The 22,184-nt window shown below is 52.8% G+C and carries 22 protein-coding genes and 1 tRNA gene; 18 read left to right on the forward strand and 5 right to left on the reverse strand.

Annotation, left to right across the window (positions count from 1 at the left end; genetic code table 11):
* Positions 1–211: 211 nt before the first annotated feature.
* From gcvT to NMD08_RS04990, 4 genes are all read left to right on the forward strand, one after another.
* The gene (gcvT, locus tag NMD08_RS04975; protein WP_278238373.1) at positions 212–1,306 is read left to right on the forward strand and encodes a glycine cleavage system aminomethyltransferase GcvT; all 1,095 of its coding nucleotides are present in this window, start codon (positions 212–214) and stop codon (positions 1,304–1,306) included.
* 25 nt (positions 1,307–1,331) lie between these two features.
* Positions 1,332–1,721 (forward strand): glycine cleavage system protein GcvH, encoded by a 390-nt coding sequence (gene gcvH / locus NMD08_RS04980; RefSeq protein WP_005123344.1) that lies wholly within the window; start codon positions 1,332–1,334, stop codon positions 1,719–1,721.
* Positions 1,722–1,845: 124 nt separating this feature from the next.
* On the forward strand, positions 1,846–4,719 hold the full coding sequence (gene gcvP / locus NMD08_RS04985; RefSeq protein WP_278238372.1) for an aminomethyl-transferring glycine dehydrogenase: 2,874 nt from the start codon (positions 1,846–1,848) through the stop codon (positions 4,717–4,719).
* Between the two features lie 61 nt (positions 4,720–4,780).
* Positions 4,781–5,524 (forward strand): SDR family oxidoreductase, encoded by a 744-nt coding sequence (locus NMD08_RS04990; RefSeq protein ID WP_187258971.1) that lies wholly within the window; start codon positions 4,781–4,783, stop codon positions 5,522–5,524.
* A gap of 41 nt (positions 5,525–5,565) precedes the next feature.
* Here NMD08_RS04990 and bglA read toward each other — a convergent pair whose 3' ends face one another.
* Positions 5,566–6,999, reverse strand: coding sequence for a 6-phospho-beta-glucosidase BglA (bglA, locus tag NMD08_RS04995; RefSeq protein ID WP_187253171.1), 1,434 nt, complete (start codon positions 6,997–6,999; stop codon positions 5,566–5,568).
* A 120-nt stretch (positions 7,000–7,119) separates the two neighbouring features.
* Positions 7,120–7,848 carry a MurR/RpiR family transcriptional regulator gene (locus tag NMD08_RS05000; RefSeq protein ID WP_187253347.1) on the reverse strand — a complete coding sequence of 243 codons (729 nt, stop codon included), beginning with the start codon at positions 7,846–7,848 and terminating at the stop codon, positions 7,120–7,122.
* A gap of 52 nt (positions 7,849–7,900) precedes the next feature.
* On the opposite strand from NMD08_RS05000, the gene yqfB reads away from it, so the two are divergent.
* Together yqfB and NMD08_RS05010 are read left to right on the forward strand one after the other, a co-directional pair.
* Positions 7,901–8,212: a N(4)-acetylcytidine aminohydrolase gene (yqfB, locus tag NMD08_RS05005; RefSeq protein ID WP_003026949.1), complete on the forward strand. Its 312-nt coding sequence runs from the start codon at positions 7,901–7,903 to the stop codon at positions 8,210–8,212.
* Between the two features lie 163 nt (positions 8,213–8,375).
* Entirely contained in the window at positions 8,376–9,035 is a 660-nt protein-coding gene (locus NMD08_RS05010; RefSeq protein ID WP_187253170.1) for a hemolysin III family protein, read from the forward strand.
* A 93-nt stretch (positions 9,036–9,128) separates the two neighbouring features.
* On the opposite strand, the gene ygfZ is transcribed toward NMD08_RS05010, so the two are convergent.
* Positions 9,129–10,109, reverse strand: coding sequence for a tRNA-modifying protein YgfZ (ygfZ, locus tag NMD08_RS05015; protein WP_370619666.1), 981 nt, complete (start codon positions 10,107–10,109; stop codon positions 9,129–9,131).
* Between the two features lie 256 nt (positions 10,110–10,365).
* On the opposite strand from ygfZ, the gene sdhE reads away from it, so the two are divergent.
* A complete protein-coding gene (gene sdhE / locus NMD08_RS05020) occupies positions 10,366–10,632 on the forward strand; it encodes an FAD assembly factor SdhE (protein WP_016154349.1) in 267 nt (88 codons plus the stop codon).
* Entirely contained in the window at positions 10,613–11,020 is a 408-nt protein-coding gene (locus tag NMD08_RS05025; protein WP_151218319.1) for a protein YgfX, read from the forward strand. The genes sdhE and NMD08_RS05025 overlap by 20 nt, the downstream gene beginning before the upstream one ends.
* 44 nt (positions 11,021–11,064) lie before the next feature.
* Here the strand turns inward: NMD08_RS05025 and fldB are convergent, their stop codons facing one another.
* A complete protein-coding gene (fldB, locus tag NMD08_RS05030) occupies positions 11,065–11,586 on the reverse strand; it encodes a flavodoxin FldB (RefSeq protein WP_151218318.1) in 522 nt (173 codons plus the stop codon).
* 113 nt (positions 11,587–11,699) lie between these two features.
* Here fldB and xerD point away from each other — a divergent pair, with 113 nt between their 5' ends.
* The 5 genes from xerD (at position 11,700) to lysS (ending at position 17,789) form a co-directional block, all read left to right on the forward strand.
* The gene (gene xerD, locus NMD08_RS05035) at positions 11,700–12,596 is read left to right on the forward strand and encodes a site-specific tyrosine recombinase XerD (protein WP_187253168.1); all 897 of its coding nucleotides are present in this window, start codon (positions 11,700–11,702) and stop codon (positions 12,594–12,596) included.
* 23 nt (positions 12,597–12,619) lie between these two features.
* Positions 12,620–13,333: a bifunctional protein-disulfide isomerase/oxidoreductase DsbC gene (gene dsbC, locus NMD08_RS05040; protein ID WP_210905343.1), complete on the forward strand. Its 714-nt coding sequence runs from the start codon at positions 12,620–12,622 to the stop codon at positions 13,331–13,333.
* Positions 13,334–13,338: 5 nt separating this feature from the next.
* Positions 13,339–15,072 (forward strand): single-stranded-DNA-specific exonuclease RecJ, encoded by a 1,734-nt coding sequence (recJ, locus tag NMD08_RS05045; protein ID WP_187258963.1) that lies wholly within the window; start codon positions 13,339–13,341, stop codon positions 15,070–15,072.
* A 91-nt stretch (positions 15,073–15,163) separates the two neighbouring features.
* Positions 15,164–16,262, forward strand: a protein-coding gene (prfB, locus tag NMD08_RS05050) for a peptide chain release factor 2 (RefSeq protein WP_096878465.1) whose coding sequence is annotated in 2 segments (ribosomal slippage) — positions 15,164–15,238 and positions 15,240–16,262 — 1,098 coding nt in all. Because the reading frame shifts where the segments join, the coding sequence is not laid out codon by codon here.
* A 9-nt stretch (positions 16,263–16,271) separates the two neighbouring features.
* The gene (gene lysS, locus NMD08_RS05055; protein WP_370619669.1) at positions 16,272–17,789 is read left to right on the forward strand and encodes a lysine--tRNA ligase; all 1,518 of its coding nucleotides are present in this window, start codon (positions 16,272–16,274) and stop codon (positions 17,787–17,789) included.
* An 85-nt stretch (positions 17,790–17,874) separates the two neighbouring features.
* Here the strand turns inward: lysS and idi are convergent, their stop codons facing one another.
* Positions 17,875–18,423: an isopentenyl-diphosphate Delta-isomerase gene (idi, locus tag NMD08_RS05060; RefSeq protein ID WP_151224302.1), complete on the reverse strand. Its 549-nt coding sequence runs from the start codon at positions 18,421–18,423 to the stop codon at positions 17,875–17,877.
* Between the two features lie 166 nt (positions 18,424–18,589).
* Here idi and actS point away from each other — a divergent pair, with 166 nt between their 5' ends.
* The 5 genes from actS to arsA all read left to right on the forward strand — a co-directional run bounded on the left by actS (position 18,590) and on the right by arsA (position 22,181).
* Positions 18,590–19,348 carry an amidase activator ActS gene (actS, locus tag NMD08_RS05065; protein WP_187253165.1) on the forward strand — a complete coding sequence of 253 codons (759 nt, stop codon included), beginning with the start codon at positions 18,590–18,592 and terminating at the stop codon, positions 19,346–19,348.
* Between the two features lie 79 nt (positions 19,349–19,427).
* Positions 19,428–19,501 (forward strand) — tRNA-Gly (locus NMD08_RS05070).
* 150 nt (positions 19,502–19,651) lie between these two features.
* Positions 19,652–20,002, forward strand: coding sequence for an As(III)-sensing metalloregulatory transcriptional repressor ArsR (arsR, locus tag NMD08_RS05075; protein ID WP_151218314.1), 351 nt, complete (start codon positions 19,652–19,654; stop codon positions 20,000–20,002).
* 47 nt (positions 20,003–20,049) lie between these two features.
* On the forward strand, positions 20,050–20,412 hold the full coding sequence (gene arsD, locus NMD08_RS05080) for an arsenite efflux transporter metallochaperone ArsD (RefSeq protein ID WP_000855179.1): 363 nt from the start codon (positions 20,050–20,052) through the stop codon (positions 20,410–20,412).
* 17 nt (positions 20,413–20,429) lie between these two features.
* Positions 20,430–22,181 carry an arsenite efflux transporter ATPase subunit ArsA gene (gene arsA / locus NMD08_RS05085; protein ID WP_151218313.1) on the forward strand — a complete coding sequence of 584 codons (1,752 nt, stop codon included), beginning with the start codon at positions 20,430–20,432 and terminating at the stop codon, positions 22,179–22,181.
* Positions 22,182–22,184 lie beyond the last annotated feature (3 nt).

The raw sequence follows: 22,184 nt of genomic DNA on the forward strand, positions 1-22,184 counted from the left end.
GGTTTTTATTCTGCCGACGATTTGGCGATTTTTGGTCATAAGCTAATGTGATGGTTAATTTTGCCTTATGGTTTAGCGTCTGTTTCGGTGGTAAGTTCAGGACAAAGAGAACGTTTGCGTCGTAGCCCCTGGAGCGGCTGCGGTGCTGGGTTTCGTGGTGAAGAATTCACCGCGAAAGAGTTGATAGCCCCGCTTATTCAACGAGGAAAAGATGGCTCAACAGACTCCTTTGTACGAACAACACACGCTATGTGGCGCGCGCATGGTCGATTTTCATGGCTGGATGATGCCACTGCACTACGGTTCTCAGCTTGATGAACACCATGCTGTTCGCACCGATGCCGGAATGTTTGATGTGTCGCATATGACCATCGTCGACCTGCGCGGTAGCCGCACCCGGGAGTTCTTGCGTTATCTGCTGGCAAACGACGTCGCGAAGCTAACGAAGACGGGCAAAGCCCTCTACTCCGGTATGCTCAACGCTTCGGGCGGCGTGATAGATGACCTGATTGTTTATTACTTCACTGAAGATTTCTTCCGCCTCGTTGTAAACTCCGCCACCCGCGAAAAAGACCTCTCCTGGATTACCCAACACGCTGAACCTTACGCCATCGACATCACCGTTCGTGACGACCTGTCGCTGATTGCGGTACAGGGGCCAAACGCGCAGGAAAAAGCCGCTACCCTGTTTACTGACGAGCAGCGCCATGCGGTAGAAGGCATGAAGCCGTTCTTCGGCGTTCAGGCGGGTGACTTGTTCATCGCAACCACCGGTTATACCGGCGAAGCAGGTTATGAAATTGCTATGCCGAATGAAAAGGCGGCAGATTTCTGGCGTGCGCTGGTACAAGCAGGCGTAAAACCTTGTGGTTTGGGGGCGCGTGACACGCTGCGTCTGGAAGCGGGCATGAACCTGTACGGTCAGGAGATGGACGAAGGCATTTCACCGCTGGCGGCTAACATGGGTTGGACCATCGCGTGGGAACCGACCGATCGCGACTTTATCGGTCGGGATGCGCTGGAAATGCAGCGTGAAAAAGGCCACGAACAGCTGGTCGGGCTGGTGATGACAGAGAAGGGCGTGCTGCGTAATGAACTGCCGGTGCGTTTCACTGATGCTTCCGGCAACCAGCAGGAAGGCATTATCACCAGCGGGACATTCTCCCCAACTCTGGGTTACAGCATCGCGCTGGCACGTGTCCCTGCGGGTATTGGTGAGACCGCAATCGTTCAGATTCGTAACCGCGAAATGCCGGTAAAAGTGACTAAACCTGTTTTTGTGCGTAACGGCAAAGCCGTCGCGTAATTCATCCTTTTTTGGAGATTGATTGATGAGCAACGTACCTGCAGAACTGAAATACAGCAAAGAACACGAATGGCTGCGCAAAGAAGCTGACGGTTCCTACACCGTTGGTATCACCGAACACGCTCAGGAGCTGTTAGGTGACATGGTTTTCGTTGACCTGCCTGAAGTTGGCTCAACCGTCAGCGCGGGCGATGACTGCGCTGTTGCGGAGTCCGTAAAAGCGGCTTCCGATATCTATGCGCCAGTAGGCGGTGAGATTGTTGCGGTCAACGACGCGCTCAGCGACTCTCCGGAACTGGTTAACAGCGAGCCGTATGCGGGTGGCTGGATTTTCAAAATCAAAGCCAGCGATGAAAGCGAAATTGAATCGCTGCTGGATGCGACCGCATACGAAGCATTGTTAGAAGACGAGTAAATACGCTTCATTTTTCACGTTGCAGGTGTGTTGGCTTGCCCGCATACCTGCAACGCGAATTATTTCGCGTATTCAGGTAGTAGAGACACCTACGATTCACTGCACGTTTCAGGAACCATCGCCCATGACACAGACGTTAAGCCAGCTTGAAAACAGCGGCGCTTTTATTGAACGCCACATCGGACCGGACGCCGCGCAGCAGCGAGAGATGCTAAATGCGGTTGGCGCCGAGTCGTTAAACGCGCTGATCGGCCAGATTGTGCCGAAAGACATTCAGCTCGCAACCCCGCCGCAGGTGGGCGAGGCGGCGACCGAATACGCTGCGCTGGCTGAATTAAAAGCCATCGCCGGGCGTAACAAGCGCTTCACGTCCTACATTGGCATGGGCTACACCGCCGTGCAGTTGCCACCGGTTATCCTGCGCAACATGCTGGAAAACCCGGGCTGGTACACTGCGTATACGCCGTATCAGCCAGAAGTGTCTCAGGGTCGCCTGGAAGCGCTGCTCAACTTCCAGCAGGTGACGCTGGATCTGACCGGTCTGGACATGGCCTCTGCCTCTCTGCTGGATGAAGCCACCGCAGCGGCTGAAGCAATGGCGATGGCAAAACGCGTCAGCAAACTGAAAAACGCCAACCGCTTCTTTGTGGCCGCAGATGTCCATCCGCAAACGCTGGATGTTGTGCGCACCCGTGCAGAAACCTTTGGTTTTGACGTCATTGTCGATGATGCGGCAAAAGCGCTGGATCATCAGGATGTGTTCGGCGTGCTGTTGCAGCAGGTTGGCACTACCGGTGAAGTGCACGACTACAGCGCACTGATTACTGAGCTGAAATCCCGCAAAGTTGTGGTCAGCGTCGCGGCCGATTTTATGGCGCTGGTACTGCTGACTGCGCCGGGCAAACAGGGGGCGGACATCGTTTTCGGCTCTGCACAACGCTTCGGCGTACCGATGGGCTACGGCGGTCCACACGCGGCATTTTTTGCTGCTAAAGACGAATTCAAACGCTCTATGCCAGGCCGTATTATCGGCGTCTCCAAAGATGCGGCGGGCAATACCGCACTGCGCATGGCGATGCAGACTCGTGAGCAGCATATCCGCCGCGAGAAAGCGAACTCCAACATTTGTACCTCGCAGGTACTGCTGGCCAACATCGCCAGTCTGTATGCCGTTTATCATGGTCCGGTTGGCCTGAAACGCATTGCTAATCGCATCCACCGCCTGACCGATATCCTGGCAGTCGGCCTGCAACAGAAAGGATTGAAGCTGCGTCATGCGCATTACTTCGACACCCTGTGCGTTGAAGTAGCCGATAAAGCTGCAGTACTGGCGCGTGCCGAAGCGGCAGAAATCAATCTGCGTAGCGATATTCATAACGCGGTAGGTATTACCCTCGACGAAACCACTACCCGTGAAAATGTTGTGCAATTGTTCAATATTCTGCTGGGCGACAGCCACGGCCTGAACATTGATACGCTGGATAAAGACGTGGCGCTCGACAGCCGTTCCATTCAGGACAGTATGCTGCGTGACGATGCGATCCTCAGCCATCCGGTGTTCAACCGCTACCATAGCGAAACCGAGATGATGCGTTACATGCACTCGCTGGAGCGCAAAGATCTGGCGCTGAACCAGGCGATGATCCCGCTGGGATCCTGCACCATGAAGCTGAACGCGGCGGCCGAGATGATCCCGATCACCTGGCCGGAATTCGCTGAGCTTCATCCGTTCTGTCCTCCAGAGCAGGCGGAAGGTTACCACCAGATGATCGGCCAACTTTCCGAGTGGCTGGTAAAACTGACCGGTTATGACGCAGTCTGCATGCAGCCGAACTCCGGCGCACAGGGGGAGTATGCGGGGCTGCTGGCGATTCGCCATTATCACGAAAGCCGTAACGAAGGCCATCGTGATATCTGCCTGATCCCCGCCTCTGCCCACGGTACTAACCCGGCTTCCGCTCAGATGGCGGGTATGCAGGTGGTGGTGGTCGCTTGTGATAAGAACGGTAACATCGACTTAGACGATCTGCGTGCAAAAGCAGAACAACATGCCGACAACCTCTCTTGCATCATGGTGACCTACCCATCCACGCACGGCGTATATGAAGAAACAATCCGTGAAGTGTGCGACGTTGTGCACCAGTTTGGCGGTCAGGTTTACCTTGATGGCGCGAACATGAACGCTCAGGTTGGGATCACCACGCCGGGCTTTATCGGCGCGGACGTATCACATCTCAACCTGCATAAAACATTCTGCATTCCGCACGGCGGCGGCGGCCCGGGTATGGGGCCGATCGGCGTGAAATCGCATCTGGCACCGTTTGTGCCGGGCCACAGCGTGGTACAGATTGAAGGGATGCTGACCCGTCAGGGCGCAGTTTCTGCCGCTCCGTTTGGTAGCGCATCTATTCTGCCAATCAGCTGGATGTACATCCGTATGATGGGCGCAGAAGGTCTGAAGCAGGCAAGCCAGGTGGCGATCCTGAACGCTAACTATATTGCCAGCCGTCTGAAAGATGCCTATCCGGTGCTGTATACCGGTCGTGATGGTCGCGTGGCGCATGAATGTATTCTCGACATTCGCCCACTGAAAGAAGAGACCGGCATCAGCGAACTGGATATTGCCAAGCGTCTGATCGATTACGGTTTCCATGCACCGACCATGTCGTTCCCGGTAGCGGGTACGCTGATGGTGGAACCGACTGAATCTGAAAGCAAGGTGGAACTGGATCGCTTTATCAATGCGATGCTGGCAATTCGCGCGGAGATCGACCGTGTGAAAGCGGGTGAATGGTCACTGGAAGATAACCCACTGGTTAACTCACCGCACACGCAAAACGAGCTGGTCGCGGAGTGGAACCACGGTTATAGCCGCGAAATCGCCGTCTTCCCGGCGGGTGTGGCGAACAAATACTGGCCAACCGTGAAGCGTCTTGATGATGTTTACGGTGACCGTAACCTGTTCTGCTCCTGCGTACCGATGAGCGAATATCAGTAATCTGCTGATTCGACTATCTTTTAAAGGCGCTTCGGCGCCTTTATTTTTTGGGAGAAACGTTATGGCTATAGCATTGGTGACGGGCGGCAGTCGTGGCATTGGTCGAGCAACCGCACTGCAACTGGCGCAAGAGGGCTACACGGTCGCGTTGAACTTTCATCACAATATTCGTGCGGCAACGGAGGTGGTGAACAGCATCGCCGCTGCTGGAGGGAAGGCGTTTGCTTTACGGGCAGATATCAGCGATGAAAGCCAGGTGGTAGCAATGTTTGAGTCTATTGACCGTGCAGGCGAGCCGCTGACTGCCCTGGTGAATAATGCCGGGATTTTGTTTGAACAGAGCACGGTGGAAAGCCTAACCGCTGAAAGAATTAATCGTGTTCTGGCGACCAATGTTACTGGCTATTTTCTGTGCTGTAGAGAAGCGGTAAAGCGCATGTCGTTTAAGCATGGTGGTCATGGCGGGGCGATTGTGAATGTCTCTTCAGCGGCCTCACGGCTAGGCGCCCCTTTCGAGTACGTTGATTACGCCGCCTCAAAAGGCGCGGTGGACACGCTCACTACCGGTCTGGCGCTGGAGGTTGCAGCGCAGGGGATCCGCGTGAACTGTGTGCGGCCGGGTCTGATTTACACTGAAATGCATGCATCAGGCGGCGAGCCGGGAAGAGTCGATCGCGTGAAATCGCTGTTACCTATGCAGCGCGGTGGACAACCGGAGGAGGTCGCGCAGGCGATTACCTGGCTGTTGAGCGAGAAAGCATCTTACGTTACGGGGAGTTTTCTGGAGCTGGCAGGCGGTAAGTAGGGACTTGATTGCCGGATGGCGCTGCGCCATCCGGCAAAAAATCACAGGTTCTCGCCGTTGCTGGCAATCACTGCTTTATACCACTCAAAACTCTTCTTCCGCGAACGCGACATATCGCCGGTGCCGTCGTCGTGTTTGTTTACGTAGATAAACCCGTAGCGTTTGCTGTACTGACCGGTGGTAAACGACACGCAGTCGATGCAGCCCCAGGGCGTATAGCCCATCAGGTCTACGCCATCATACGTTACCGCTTTCATCATCTCTTCGACGTGGGCGCGCAGATAGTCGATGCGATAGTCGTCGTTGATGCTACCGTCTTCTTCTACTTTGTCATAAGCGCCAAACCCGTTTTCAACGATAAACAGCGGCTTCTGGTAGCGTTCATACAGCTCACATAAGGCATAGCGCAGACCGACGGGGTCAATCTGCCAGCCCCAGTCGGATGCTTTGACGTGCGGGTTCGGTACGCTGCCCTCAAAGCCGGAAATCGCATCACCGCTGCCACCTTCCGCTTTAACGGCGTTGGTCATGTAGTAGCTGAAACCGAGATAGTCACAGGTACCTTCGCGCAGGATCTGTTCGTCGTTTGCTTCCATTTTGATGTTGAATTCACGACGCTCCCACTCATTCAGAACATAAGAGGGGTAGTAACCGCGCAACTGGACATCGGTGAAGACGTAGCGCTCACGCATCGATTCTTGCGCAAACATCATATCTTCAGGCTTACAAGAGAAGGGATACAGCGGGACCATCGCCAGCATGCAGCCGACTTTCATGTCAGGATTGATGCGACGTGCCGCTTTTACCGCCAGTGCGCTGGCGACAAACTGGTGATGCAACACTTGGTACATGGTCTCTTCCGGGTTTTCATGCTCGGTATACACCACGCCCGAGCAGCAATAGCCAAACAGCGGTGCGCGCCAGTTACGCTGGTTGTTGATCTCGTTGAAGGTCATCCAGTATTTGACCTTGTGCTTGTAGCGCTCAAAAACGACTTCAGCAAAACGGACAAAGAAATCGACGACTTTACGATTGGTCCAGCTACCGTACTGTTGAACCAAATGCAGTGGCATTTCGAAGTGGGAGAGGGTGATGACCGGTTCGATGTTGTACTTCAGCAGTTCATCAAACATGTCGTCGTAGAATTTTAATCCTTCTTCATTTGGCTGGGTTTCGTCTCCTTTCGGGAAGATGCGGGTCCAGGCAATTGACGTACGGAAGCATTTGAAACCCATCTCGGCAAACAGCTTAATGTCTTCTTTGTAATGACCGTAAAAATCGACTGCTTCGTGGTTGGGATAGTATTTACCCTGCACGACGTCCTGAGTAATTTCTCGCGGAACGCCGTGAGCCCCACCGGTCAGGACGTCGCAAATGCTGGGACCTTTGCCACCTTTGTTCCAGCCGCCTTCAACCTGATGCGCCGCCACAGCGCCGCCCCATAAAAAATCGTTTGGTAAGGTAAGTTTTTTCATCTGCGCTCAGTCTCAAATTAATACAATCTGATTTTGAGTCTAACAAAGGAAAGATAAATGTCACGGTATAACAAAATAGCGTAAATGTGATTTGTTACATCAAAAAAACACATTGTTTTTTTACGCTATTATTTTCGCCAGCTTGCGCCCGAGTGATTCCAGAATATAAATAACGGGGATCTGCGTGGTTATATCGTATACCCCGGCAATACGTGTTTGTGGAACGTGCCAGGAGATATTAAAGTCTGCCAGCTTCGCCAGGCGAGAGTGTTCATGGCTGGTGACCGACAGAACCTTACAGTTGTGCAGACTAAACTGGCTGGCAAAGCGCAGGATCTCTTCTGTTTCACCAGACACGGAAAGCACGATCGCCAGCGCGTTTCTGGCCATATCGTTAGTTACCGGGAAATAAGGATCATCAATGTGATTACTGAATTTACCGACGTTTGAGAAAAAACGTGCGCCATATTTCGCCAGAGCTCCAGACGTTCCCGCCCCAACGAATATAATACGCTCGGAAGATAATATAATATCAACAGCCTGATCGAGCAGTTTATCGAACTCGTCGTTATTGACGCCTTTAAAGAAACTAATAATTTCGCTGGCACCGAAATTAGCCTGTTGTGGTTCATTCTGCTCTAAATATAATTTGAAGCGTACGCGGAATTCTGAGTAACCTTCACACTTAAGCTTGCGGCAAAAGCGCAGTACGGTAGTGGTGGAAACGCCCACGGCATCAGCCAGCTCGCGAATGGTCATGTACATGACTTTGTCACGGTTTTTGATGACATAGTTGTAGACCAGCATCTCAAGATTGTTGAGACTGGCGATGGCAGCGTGGGAGAACATACTCACAATGGCAAAACTCACTCATCAGACTTCATCTACAAGGAATAATAACATGCAGCCAAATGACATCACTTTTTTTCAGCGTTTCCAGGATGACATTCTGGCCGGACGCAAAACCATCACCATTCGTGACGAGTCCGAATCACACTTCAAAGCCGGGGACATTTTACGGGTTGGGCGCTTCGAAGATGACGGTTACTTCTGCACGATTGAGGTTGTTGGCACCTCAACTGTTACTTTGGATACGCTAACGGATAAACATGCCCAGCAGGAAAACATGACGCTTGAAGAACTTAAACATGTGATTGCCGAGATTTACCCGAATCAGACGCAATTTTATGTGATTGATTTTAAATGCCTTTGATTTAAAGAAACATCTGTTAGTTGAAAAAAATAGTTGCAACGTCATGATTTTAAATGATTAATCTTAATGTGATATTTATTTTAGCTAACAGGTGTTCACTGGAACCATTCTCAGTTACGCTAGAGGCGCAATAACGAAAGTGTTCGTTTCTGGGGAGTAACTTATGGTTCAGAAGCCATTAATCGCGCAGGGATATTCGCTGGCAGAGGAAATAGCCAACAGCATCAGCCATGGTATCGGGCTGGTGTTTGGGATTGTCGGACTGGTGTTGTTACTGGTTCAGGCAGTGGATACCAACGCCAGCGCTATGGCCATTACTAGCTACAGCCTGTACGGTGGCAGCATGATCCTGCTGTTCCTTGCCTCAACCTTGTATCATGCGATCCCCCATCAGAGAGCGAAAGTCTGGCTGAAAAAATTCGACCACTGCGCGATTTATCTGCTGATTGCCGGGACCTACACGCCATTCCTGCTGGTGGGGCTGGATTCGCCGCTGGCACGCGGACTGATGATTGTTATCTGGAGCCTGGCGCTAATCGGTATTTTATTCAAACTGACTATTGCGCACCGCTTTAAGGTTCTGTCGCTGGTGACCTACCTGACAATGGGCTGGCTATCGCTGATTGTGGTGTATCAACTGGCGGTTAAGCTGGCGGTGGGGGGGGTGACGCTGCTGGCCGTTGGCGGCGTAGTCTATTCGCTGGGTGTTATTTTCTACGTCTGTAAGCGTATTCCTTACAACCACGCGATCTGGCACGGCTTTGTGCTGGGCGGCAGCGTTTGCCACTTCCTGGCAATCTATCTGTACGTTGGTCAGGCGTAATCATTGATGCCGGATGGCGGCTAGCGCCTTATCCGGCCTACAAAACAAAAGCCAGCATGCCTGATAGACGCATCGCAATCAGGCATTATTCATTTACTCTTCCAGCGAATACGGCTGCGGTACGATATGCAGCGTTTTTGCGTCGTCTCGAACGCGGAACACGCTGTCGACTTCCATATCGTTATTCATCACAACCTGCACCAGCACTTGCCCATCAGCCAGCTGCACTGCGGCGAGTATGGTGCCGGTACGACGCCAGTTCTCACCCATTTTCAGCTCCAGGTCTTCACCCGCTTCCGGTACGCGACTGGCCGCTCCTGCCAGAGTCCACATGGCGCGTTTGTTGGCTCCGCGGAATTTTGCGCGGGCAACCATTTCCTGACCGGTATAGCACCCTTTTTTAAAGCTGATGCCGCCTAATGCCTGCAGATTGGTGGCTTGCGGAATAAACTGCGCGCTGTTGGCAGAATCAATAACAGGAATACCCGCTTCGATATCCAGCGCCAGCCACTGTTGGCTGTTATTTAACTCCGCTTCACCACGCAGTTTCTCTGCCAGCGTTTCCGCTGTGGCAGTATCGGTCACTAGTAAGAAGCGTTCGGCTGGGTGTTCAAACCACAATATTGTGGAAGAGCCTTCGGTAATAACCTGCTTATCACTGCCCGGTAATTCGCTAAAAAGATTGGCCAGTGCCGCACGAGCCTGGAATCCCGCTACGCCCAGCAGGACGCGCTCGTCGTCCTGGGCAATCGCCACTTTCGAAAAGACCGCGTATTTTTTCAGTTCAGTAAGCTGCGCATCGCGCAGGCTACGGCGCTCAACCCAGGCAAAACCGTCACCCTGGCGGAACAGACGCAGGGTGCTCCACATTTTACCTTTGGCGTCACAATGTGCCGCCAACACGTGCTGATGTTCAGTCATCTGGCTGACATCCGCCGTGACCTGACCCTGAATATACTTCTCACTGTCGACACCGGTGATGGTGGCGAGCGCCCAGTCATCGAGCGTCATTAGCGTCAGAGGCAAACGCGTTGACGCGAAAGGCTGGCGAGGAGGAAAAGATGTAAAAGCCATAATAATGTCCTGATTTGCTTAACGCAGTGATAATGACTAATGGTAAAAGAGCTATGGCCCATTGCAAGCGGTTTAAACAGGCTATTTGTGCCATATATTAAGCTTTGCGAGGAGACATCCAAAAATGCTGAATCCTTTGACTTAATGCGGTTTTATTTCGCGAACAAGCTTCCGATTACTGATATTCCCGTCAATGCGCGGGAAAAACACGTTACAATAGCCGGATACTTCGTTTTCGCGAGACAGGGAGAAGAACATGGATATTAACAACAAAGCACGTATTCATTGGGCATGCCGCCGTGGTATGCGCGAGCTGGACATCTCGATCATGCCGTTTTTCGAACATGAATACGACAGCTTAAGTGACGAAGAAAAACGTATCTTTATTCGTCTGCTAGAATGTGATGATCCAGATTTGTTTAACTGGTTGATGAATCATGGGAAACCAGCTGATGCTCAGCTGGAGCAGATGGTGCGACTTATCCAGACACGGAATCGGGAACGTGGTCCAGTGGCAATCTGATTTACGCGTTTCATGGCGCGCGCAATGGCTTTCACTGCTCATTCATGGGCTGGTCGCGGTATTTATTTTATTGATGCCCTGGCCATTGAGTTACACCCCATTATGGCTGGTTTTGCTGTCTTTGGTGGTGTTCGATAGCGTACGAAGCCAGCGCCGAATTAACGCCTGTCAGGGCGAGATTCGGCTGTTGATGAACGGTCGTCTGCGCTGGCAGGGGCAAGAGTGGTCTATCGTTAGCGCCCCCTGGATGGTAAAAACAGGCATGATGCTGCGTTTGCGTTCCGATACCGGAAAACGTCAGCATCTATGGCTGGCGGCAGACAGTATGGATGACGCAGAATGGCGGGATTTACGGCGGTTAATACTGCAACAGGCGAAGCAGATGTAGCACTGACGGTAAGGTTGCGACCTTAACCGTCAGTCGGCAGCAACTCAGGACCAGTGCTCGGCCATTTCACCAAGAATTTGCTCGCACCAGGCCTGAATGCGTTCATCGCTGAGGTCGTACTGGTTCGTTTCATCCAGCGCCAGACCAACAAACAGCTGTCCATCGGCAATGACGGGTTTATCGCTGGTGAATTCATAGCCTTCAGTTGGCCAGTAACCCACAAATTTAACGCCTTTTGTAACCAGTTTATCGTGCAGCATACCCAGTGCATCCAGGAACCATTCGCCGTATCCCAACTGATCGCCCATACCGTAAAGCGCAACAATTTTGCCTTCCAGGTTGAGGTCGTCCAGTTGCGCCCAGACTGCTTCCCAATCCTCCTGAATTTCACCGAAATCCCAGGTCGGGATGCCCAAAATGAGCACGTCATACTGCTCCATTAAGCTCGGGGAATCATCTTTGAGGTTGTGCAGTGTCACCAGTTCGGGACCCAGGATATCGCGGATTTTTTCTGCTGCCATTTCGGTGTAGCAGGTGCTTGAACCGTAAAAAAGACCCATGTTCATGACGTAAACATCTCAATTCTGCTGTAGCGTTGCGGGTAGTGTAACAGAATCGCCGCATTCTCGGCACAATGAGGCATAATGCATCAAAAATGAGAGTGGAATAAGGGGTGCGAGTGGAACAGGATCTGGCGCGCATCGAGCAGTTTCTTGATGCACTGTGGCTGGAACGAAATCTGGCGGAAAATACGTTAAGTGCGTATCGTCGCGATCTGACCATGCTTGTCGAATGGTTACATCACCGCGGTGCTTCGCTGGCGACCGCGCAGAGTGATGACCTGCAAGCATTGCTGGCTGAGCGGATGGATGGGGGATATAAGGCCACCAGTTCTGCACGCTTGCTCAGTGCGACACGGCGCTTTTTTCAGCATCTTTACCGTGAGAAATTTCGCGAAGATGACCCCAGCGCTGCGCTGGCATCACCTAAGCTTCCACAGCGTCTGCCCAAAGATCTCAGCGAAGCGCAGGTAGAACGACTGCTGCAGGCACCGCTTATCGAGCAACCGCTGGAACTTCGCGACAAAGCCATGCTGGAAGTATTGTATGCCACGGGCCTGCGCGTGTCAGAACTGGTGGGGCTGACGATGAGCGATGTCAGCCTGCGTCAGGGCGTGGTTCGGGTAATCGGCAAAGGAAATAAAGAGCGTCTTGTCCCGTTAGGTGAAGAGGCGGTGTACTGGCTGGAAACGTACCTGGAGCATGGGCGTCCATGGTTACTCAATGGCGTATCGATTGATGTGCTGTTTCCCAGCCAGCGCGCGCAACAGATGACTCGTCAAACCTTCTGGCATCGTATTAAACACTATGCTGTGTTGGCTGGAATCGATAGCGAAAAGCTGTCACCGCATGTCCTGCGCCACGCGTTTGCCACGCATCTGCTCAATCATGGCGCTGACCTGCGCGTGGTGCAGATGCTGCTGGGGCATAGCGACCTCTCGACAACGCAGATTTATACTCATGTCGCAACGGAGCGCTTGCGGCAACTACATCAACAGCATCACCCGCGAGCGTGAGTGCTGACAAGAAAGGATAGGTTATGAAAAAACGTTTTATGATGTTCACTCTGCTGGCAACGGCTTTTTCTGGCATGGTACATGCTGACGATGCGGCGATTCGCCAGTCATTAGCGAAGCTGGGCGTTCAGAGTACCGAGATTCAGTCAGCTCCGGTTGCGGGCATGAAAACCGTACTGACCAATAGCGGCGTACTATACGTTACCGAAGACGGTAAACATATTATTCAGGGACCAATGTACGACGTGAGCGGCGCAAGCCCGGTAAACGTCACTAACCAACTGCTGATGAAGCATTTGAACGCGCTGGAAAACGAGATGATCGTCTACAAAGCGCCGCAGGAAAAACATGTCATTACCGTTTTCACCGACATCACCTGTGGCTACTGCCACAAGCTGCATGAAGAGATGAAAGACTACAATGCGTTAGGGATCACCGTACGCTATCTGGCCTTCCCTCGTCAGGGACTGGAAAGCCAGGCAGAGCAGGACATGAAGTCTATCTGGTGTGCGAAGGATAAAAACAAAGCCTTTGACGATGCAATGGCAGGCAAGGGCGTGAAACCAGCGACCTGTGATGTGGACATCGCTAACCACTACGCACTGGGCGTACAGTTTGGCGTCAGCGGTACGCCGGCGATTGTATTGAGCAATGGCTATGTAGTGCCTGGCTATCAGGGGCCGAAAGAGATGAAAGAATTCCTTGACGCACATGCCAAACAAACCAGCGGTAAATAATTCGCGTGAAACAACAGATACAACTTCGTCGGCGTAAAGCCGACGAGACCGCCGAGCTACCTGCCGACCTGCCGCCACTGCTACGTCGTTTGTACGCCAGTCGGGGCGTGCGCAGCACGCAGGAGCTTGAGCGTAGCGTGAAAGGCATGTTGCCGTGGCAGCATTTAAATGGCGTCGAAAAAGCAGTTGAGATCCTCTATAACGCCTTTCGCGAAGGAACCCGAATCATCGTGGTCGGCGATTTTGACGCCGATGGCGCGACCAGCACGGCGCTGAGCATCCTGGCGATGCGTGCGTTGGGCTGCAGCAACGTTGACTATCTGGTGCCGAATCGTTTTGAAGACGGCTATGGTTTAAGCCCGGAAGTGGTGGATCAGGCCCATGCACGGGGCGCTCAGCTGATTGTTACTGTCGACAATGGCATTTCGTCCCACGCGGGCGTTGAACATGCCAGAACGTTGAAGATCCCGGTCGTGGTGACCGATCACCATCTGCCCGGAGACACGCTGCCGGGCGCAGAGGCTATTATCAACCCTAACCTGCCCGACTGTGAATTCCCGTCGAAATCGCTGGCGGGCGTTGGTGTTGCCTTCTACCTGATGCTGGCGCTGCGCACCTTTTTGCGTGACAAAGGCTGGTTTGATGAACGCGGCATTGCACCGCCGAATCTGGCGGATTTGCTCGATCTGGTTGCGCTTGGCACGGTGGCCGACGTGGTTCCGTTGGATGCCAATAATCGCATTCTGACGTGGCAGGGCTTAAGCCGTATTCGTGCCGGAAAGTGCCGTCCGGGTATTAAAGCGCTGTTGGAGATTTCCAATCGCGACCCACTCAAACTGGCTGCCAGCGATTTAGGTTTTGCCCTCGGGCCACGGCTGAATGCGGCGGGGCGTCTGGACGATATGTCCGTTGGTGTGGCGCTGCTACTGTGCGACAACATTGGTGAAGCGCGCGTGCTGGCCAATGAGCTGGACGCGCTCAACCAAACACGCAAAGAGATCGAGCAGGGGATGCAGACGGAAGCGCTGACTCTGTGTGAAAAGTTGGAACGCAGTAGTGATACGCTACCGGGCGGTCTGGCAATGTACCACCCTGAGTGGCATCAGGGCGTGGTGGGGATTCTGGCATCACGCATTAAGGAGCGCTTCCACCGTCCGGTGATTGCGTTTGCGCCTGCCGGCGACGGTACGCTCAAAGGCTCCGGACGCTCGATTCAGGGGCTACACATGCGCGATGCGCTGGAGCGCCTGGACACCCTTTATCCTGGCATGATCCTCAAGTTTGGCGGCCACGCTATGGCAGCAGGTTTGTCGCTGGAGGAGGCGCAGTTTGAGCGTTTCCAGCAGCGTTTCGGCGAACTGGTAACCGAGTGGCTGGATCCCGCCTTACTACAGGGTGAAGTGGTATCAGATGGTGCTCTGAGCGCAGCGGAGATGACCATGGAGGTCGCGCAAATGCTGCGTGATGCCGGACCGTGGGGGCAAATGTTCCCAGAACCGCTGTTTGACGGGCATTTCCGGCTGCTTCAGCAACGCCTGGTCGGTGAGCGTCATCTGAAGGTAATGGTTGAGCCTGTTGGCGGCGGCCCACTGCTGGACGGTATTGCATTTAATGTTGATACCACCTGCTGGCCCGACAACGGTGTTCGCGAAGTTCAGCTTGCCTACAAACTGGATATTAACGAGTTTCGTGGCAACCGCAGCTTGCAGATTATAATCGACAATATCTGGCCACTTTAGCGTCACTAATCGCTATAAAAAAGGGCGTGGATTAGTTACAATCCCGCTCTTATAACCGCATTTTGACTAGTCCAATAAAAGAAATCAGACAATGTTTGAAATTAATCCGGTAAATAACCGCATTCAGGACCTCACGGAGCGCTCTGACGTTCTTAGGGGGTATCTTTGACTATGATGCCAAGAAAGAGCGTCTGGAAGAAGTAAACGCCGAGCTGGAACAGCCGGACGTGTGGAACGAACCCGAACGTGCCCAGGCGCTGGGTAAAGAGCGTTCCTCCCTTGAGGCCATCGTTGATACGCTCGATCAGATGAGCCAGGGCCTGGAAGATGTCTCCGGCCTGCTGGAGCTGGCTGTAGAAGCCGATGACGAAGAAACCTTTAACGAAGCCGTAGCAGAACTTGATACCCTGGAAGATAAGCTGGCCCAGCTGGAATTCCGTCGTATGTTCTCCGGTGAATATGACAGCGCAGATTGCTATCTCGATATCCAGGCTGGATCCGGCGGTACGGAAGCGCAGGACTGGGCAAGCATGCTGATGCGTATGTATCTGCGTTGGGCTGAAGCGCGCGGCTTTAAGACCGAAATTATTGAAGAGTCTGAAGGTGAAGTCGCGGGTATTAAATCCGTGACCATCAGAATTGCTGGCGAGTATGCTTACGGTTGGCTGCGTACTGAAACCGGCGTACACCGTCTGGTACGTAAAAGCCCGTTCGATTCAGGTGGCCGTCGCCATACGTCGTTCAGTTCGGCGTTTGTCTACCCGGAAGTTGACGATGATATTGATATCGATATCAACCCGGCGGATCTGCGTATCGACGTTTATCGCGCCTCTGGTGCGGGCGGTCAGCACGTTAACCGTACAGAATCTGCGGTGCGTATTACCCACATCCCGACCGGGATTGTGACGCAGTGTCAGAACGACCGTTCCCAGCACAAGAACAAAGACCAGGCCATGAAGCAGATGAAAGCGAAGCTTTATGAACTGGAAATGCAGAAGAAGAATGCCGAGAAACAGGCGATGGAAGACACCAAGTCAGATATCGGCTGGGGTAGCCAGATTCGTTCTTATGTCCTTGATGACTCCCGCATCAAAGATCTGCGTACCGGGGTTGAAACCCGCAACACGCAGGCGGTGCTGGATGGCAGCCTGGATCAATTTATCGAAGCAAGTTTGAAAGCAGGGTTATGAGGAACCAACATGTCTGAACAACACGTACAGGGCGCTGACGCGGTAGCCGACCTTAACAATGAACTGAAAACGCGCCGTGAGAAGCTGGCGAGCCTGCGTGAGCAGGGGATCCCGTTCCCGAACGACTTCCGTCGCGATCATACCTCAGACCAACTGCATGCTGACTTCGATGCGAAAGAAAATGAAGAGCTGGAAGCGCTGAATATTGAGGTCTCCGTTGCTGGTCGTATGATGACCCGTCGTATTATGGGTAAAGCATCATTCGTTACGTTGCAGGACGTTGGCGGCCGCATTCAGCTGTACGTTGCTCGCGACGATCTGCCGGAAGGCGTTTACAACGAGCAGTTCAAAAAATGGGATCTGGGCGATATCCTCGGCGCGAAAGGTAAGTTGTTCAAGACCAAGACCGGTGAGCTGTCTATCCACTGCACCGAGCTGCGTCTGCTGACCAAAGCGTTGCGCCCGCTGCCGGACAAATTCCACGGTCTGCAGGATCAGGAAGCGCGCTATCGTCAACGCTACCTGGATCTCATCTCTAACGATGAATCCCGCAATACCTTTAAAGTGCGTTCACAGATTATGGCTGGCATCCGTCAGTTCATGGTTGGTCGCGGCTTTATGGAAGTCGAAACCCCAATGATGCAGGTAATCCCTGGCGGTGCGGCGGCGCGTCCGTTTATCACCCATCATAACGCGCTGGATCTGGACATGTACCTGCGTATCGCGCCGGAACTGTACCTCAAGCGTCTGGTGGTTGGTGGCTTCGAACGCGTATTCGAAATTAACCGTAACTTCCGTAACGAAGGCATCTCTGTTCGCCATAACCCTGAGTTCACCATGATGGAACTCTACATGGCTTATGCGGACTACAAAGATCTCATCGAACTCACCGAATCTCTGTTCCGTACGTTGGCGCAGAACGTTCTGGGTACGACGGAAGTGCCTTACGGCGAAGAAGTCTTCGACTTCGGTAAGCCGTTCGAAAAACTGACCATGCGCGAAGCGATTCAGAAATACCGTCCGGAAACCAATATGGCCGATCTGGATAACTTCGATTCTGCAAAAGCGATTGCTGAATCTATCGGCATCAAAGTTGAGAAGAGCTGGGGTCTGGGCCGTATCGTGACCGAGATTTTTGAAGAAGTTGCGGAAGTGCACCTGATTCAGCCGACCTTCATTACCGAGTACCCGGCAGAAGTTTCTCCACTGGCGCGTCGTAATGACGAAAATCCGGAAATCACCGATCGCTTCGAATTCTTTATCGGCGGACGTGAAATCGGTAACGGCTTCAGCGAGCTGAACGATGCAGAAGATCAAGCGCAGCGTTTCCAGGATCAGGTTAACGCTAAAGATGCGGGTGATGACGAAGCGATGTTCTACGACGAAGACTACGTTACCGCTCTGGAACACGGTCTGCCGCCGACTGCGGGCCTGGGTATTGGTATCGACCGTATGGTTATGCTGTTCACCAACAGCCACACCATTCGCGATGTGATCCTGTTCCCGGCGATGCGTCCGGTTAAGTAAGATGTGAAATGCCGAATGGCGGCTGATGCATTATCCGGCCTACGATCCGTTACGTAGGCCAGGTAAGCGTAGCGCCATCCGGCAATCAATTCCCGTTGGCAAACTTGCGCAGCAATTCTCGCGCCTTATTATTTGCAACCTGCATTACCATCCACGGGCTAAAGGCCCATGGCGTCGCGTCAATCCCGCTTAAAACATCCTCAAGATTGCTCCATTGGTAATCCATCACTTCATCCGCGTTCGGCTGTAACTGACTGACGATGTGCGCGGTGTAAACCGGGCAGACTTCATTTTCCACTATTCCACTCGGATCCGTCGCGCAATAACGGAAATCAGGATAGACGGGTGTAAGATCGCTAATATCGGCACCCAGCTCGAAGCGAGCGCGGCGGACAATAGCCGCTTCGGTAGTTTCACCCAGCTGTGGGTGTCCGCAAACCGAATTGGTCCAGACGCCTGGCCAGGCTTTTTTGTGCAGCGACCGGCGGGTGACCAGCAGTTGACCTTGCTCGTTAAATATCCAGCATGAGAAAGCGGAGTGCAGGAGGGTTGCGGCGGTATGCGCCGTATACTTTTCCAGCGTTCCACAGGGTTGGTCCTGCTCGTTCAATAAAATGACATGTTCCTGTCGCATTGCGTCCACCCTCAATCTTAAGCACCCATATTATATGCTTAATTAAGGCATATTGATTAACTGAGGGTGTGAAATGCAAGGGCTGACGCTTCGTTGCGCGATATGATTTGGCATCCGGTTTCTGGCTGCTATGATAAAGCGTCTGGAAATGTTGCGAGGTATTGTTTTGAGTGCAGGACGCCTGAAGAAAAATAGCTTAAGTATCGTGATGCTGCTGTGTGTAGGTCTGCTGTTAGTAGGCTGTTCCGGTAGCAAGTCGTCTGATACAGGAAGTTATTCCGGCTCCCTATATACCGTGAAGCGGGGAGATACGCTATACCGTATTTCGCGCGCCACCGGTACCAGCGTGAAAGAGATCGCCCGCCTGAATAACATTCCACCGCCCTATACGATTGAAGTGGGGCAAAAGCTGAAGGTCAGCGGCGGTGCGAAAACCAGTTCAAGCTCTGGCAAAACAACCAAGAAATCCTCGACCAAAACGGCGGCGGTCAGACCGTCTTCATCTGTGCCGCAGTCATCCTGGCCGCCAGTGGGGCAACGCTGCTGGTTGTGGCCTGCCAGCGGTAAAGTGATTCTGCCTTATTCAACTGCGGACGGCGGTAATAAAGGTATTGATATCTCTGCTGCGCGCGGTACGCCGATTTATGCAGCAGGAGCCGGGAAGGTAGTTTATGTCGGGAATCAACTGCGGGGATACGGTAATCTCATTATGATTAAGCACAGTGAGGACTACATCACTGCGTATGCACATAATGACACCATGCTGGTGAACAACGGCCAAAACGTGAAGGCCGGGCAAAAGATAGCGACAATGGGCAGCTCGGATGCGACGACAGTGCGGCTGCATTTCCAGATCCGCTATCGGGCAACAGCGATCGATCCGCTGCGTTATTTACCGCCGCAGGGCAGTAAACCAAAATGCTAACGGTGAATTAATCGCCAGTCAGACGGTCAGCCCCTTGCCAGGAAGAGCGTAAGGTTTATAATCCCTTACGCACTTCAAAGCGGGCGTAGTTCAATGGTAGAACGAGAGCTTCCCAAGCTCTATACGAGGGTTCGATTCCCTTCGCCCGCTCCAATTTCAGCTGTTCTAAAGTTCTATCATTTCTCCTGTATTCAGAAATCAATAGCAACCTTTTTTATTTCACTACATATGTGTTTTTACGCATGTGATATTGATTTTGTTCCCCACTGGCGTATTCTGATCCGCAAACGAGCAGGGGGAATAATGTCGTTTACTTCCTTACAACTTTTCAAGAATCTGTCTGATGAAACCCGGCTGGGCATCGTATTATTGCTCAGGGAGATGGGAGAGCTGTGCGTGTGCGATCTCTGCACGGCGCTGGATCAGTCACAGCCCAAGATTTCCCGCCACCTGGCAATGCTACGGGAAAGTGGTCTATTGCTGGATCGCAAACAGGGCAAGTGGGTTCACTACCGCTTATCTCCGCATATTCCTTCCTGGGCCGCTCAGGTGATTGAGCAAGCCTGGTTAAGCCAACAGGACGACGTACAGGCCATCGCCCGTAAGCTGGCATCGGCAAACTGCTCTGGTAGCGGTAAGGCTGTTTGCATCTAAAAAATTTGCCTGAACATATATGATTTTTCAAATGTGAGGTATTCAGAATGAAAACGTTAACGGTGTTTGACCCGGCAATGTGCTGCAGTACCGGCGTATGTGGCTCAGATGTCGATCAGGTTCTGGTTGATTTCTCTGCCGATGTGCAGTGGCTGAAAGGACGTGGCGTACAGGTTGAACGTTACAACCTGGCGCAGCAGCCCATGAGCTTTGTTCAGAATGAGAAAGCGAAAGCATTCCTCGAAGCATCTGGGGCAGAAGGGCTTCCGTTACTGCTGTTAGACGGTGAAACGGTGATGGCTGGGCGATACCCAAAACGCGCTGAGCTGGCTCGCTGGTTCGGTATTCCGCTGGAGAAGGTAGGGTTAGCTCCCACCAGCTGTTGTGGTGGTAATACTTCCTGTTGCTGAATATGTCAGGGGGACATATGAAATTCATACAGAACATCCCGCCTTACCTGTTCTTTACCGGCAAGGGAGGCGTAGGAAAAACGTCCATTTCCTGCGCGACGGCTGTCCGCCTTGCCGAACAGGGTAAGCGGGTTTTGCTGGTCAGTACCGATCCGGCCTCCAATGTCGGCCAGGTATTCGACCTGGCTATCGGTAACACCATTCGCCCTGTGACAGCAGTTCCTGGACTTTCCGCACTGGAGATTGATCCGCAGGAAGCCGCCCAGCAATACCGTGCCAGAATCGTTGATCCTATCAAAGGTCTTCTGCCTGATGACGTTGTTAACAGCATCAGCGAGCAGCTTTCGGGGGCCTGTACCACTGAGATTGCGGCGTTCGATGAGTTCACTGGCTTATTGACAGACGCTTCCCTGCTGACCCGCTTCGATCACATCATTTTTGATACCGCGCCGACGGGCCACACGATTCGTCTGCTCCAGCTTCCCGGAGCCTGGAGCAGCTTCATCGAAAGTAACCCGGACGGAGCTTCCTGCCTTGGCCCAATGGCCGGGTTGGAAAAGCAGCGAGAGCAGTATGCTCATGCGGTAGAGGCGTTATCCGATCCTGAACGTACCCGCCTGGTTCTGGTTGCACGACTGCAAAAATCTACGCTGCAGGAAGTCGCCCGCACCCATGAAGAACTGGCTGCGATTGGCCTGAAAAACCAGTACCTGGTAATTAATGGTGTGCTGCCCAAAGCAGAAGCTGAACATGACGCCCTGGCCGCTGCGATATGGCAACGGGAGCAGGAAGCACTGGCAAATCTTCCTGCCGGTTTATCCGGGCTACCGACAGATACCCTATTGCTCCAGGCAGTCAATATGGTTGGAGTGGCTGCATTGAAGGGACTGCTGGATACCCGTTCTGAGGTATTACCGTATCCTTCAACGAACGTCCAGTACACGTCTGAAAACCTATCGCTCTCTGGCCTGGTCGATGATATCGCTCGCAGTGAACACGGCCTGATTATGCTGATGGGCAAAGGTGGTGTAGGGAAAACCACGATGGCTGCGGCTATCGCCGTCAGGCTGGCAGACATGGGGTTTGACGTGCATCTCACGACCTCTGATCCTGCTGCGCACCTGAGTACAACGCTGAACGGTAGCCTCAAAAATCTTCAGGTCAGTAGAATCAATCCACATGATGAAACCGAACGCTATCGCCAACATGTCCTTGAGACGAAGGGAAAAGATCTGGACGAAGCAGGGAAACGGCTGCTCGAAGAAGATTTACGCTCTCCCTGTACTGAAGAAATTGCCGTGTTTCAGGCCTTTTCCCGCGTGATTCGTGAAGCGAGTAAGCGGTTTGTTGTTATGGATACCGCCCCTACGGGACACACGCTTTTGTTGCTGGATGCGACCGGGGCTTACCACCGAGAGATTGCCAAAAAAATGGGGAATAAAGGACATTTTACTACCCCAATGATGCAGCTTCAGGATCCGGATAGAACCAAAGTTCTGCTGGTTACGCTCCCTGAAACCACACCAGTGCTGGAGGCGGCAAACCTGCAGGCTGACCTTGAAAGAGCGGGGATTCATCCGTGGGGCTGGATTATCAATAACAGTCTTTCCATTGCGGATACGCTTTCTCCGTTGCTTTGCCAGCGCGCCCGGCAGGAACAGCCTCAGATTGAGGCTGTCAAGAATCAGCACGCTGACCGTATAGCGCTTGTTCCTGTGCTGGCGTCAGAGCCCGCTGGTATTGAAAAGCTCAGAGAGTTGATGCGTTAATTA

The organism is Citrobacter meridianamericanus (assembly GCF_041320245.1).
GTDB classification, from domain to species: domain Bacteria; phylum Pseudomonadota; class Gammaproteobacteria; order Enterobacterales; family Enterobacteriaceae; genus Citrobacter; species Citrobacter meridianamericanus.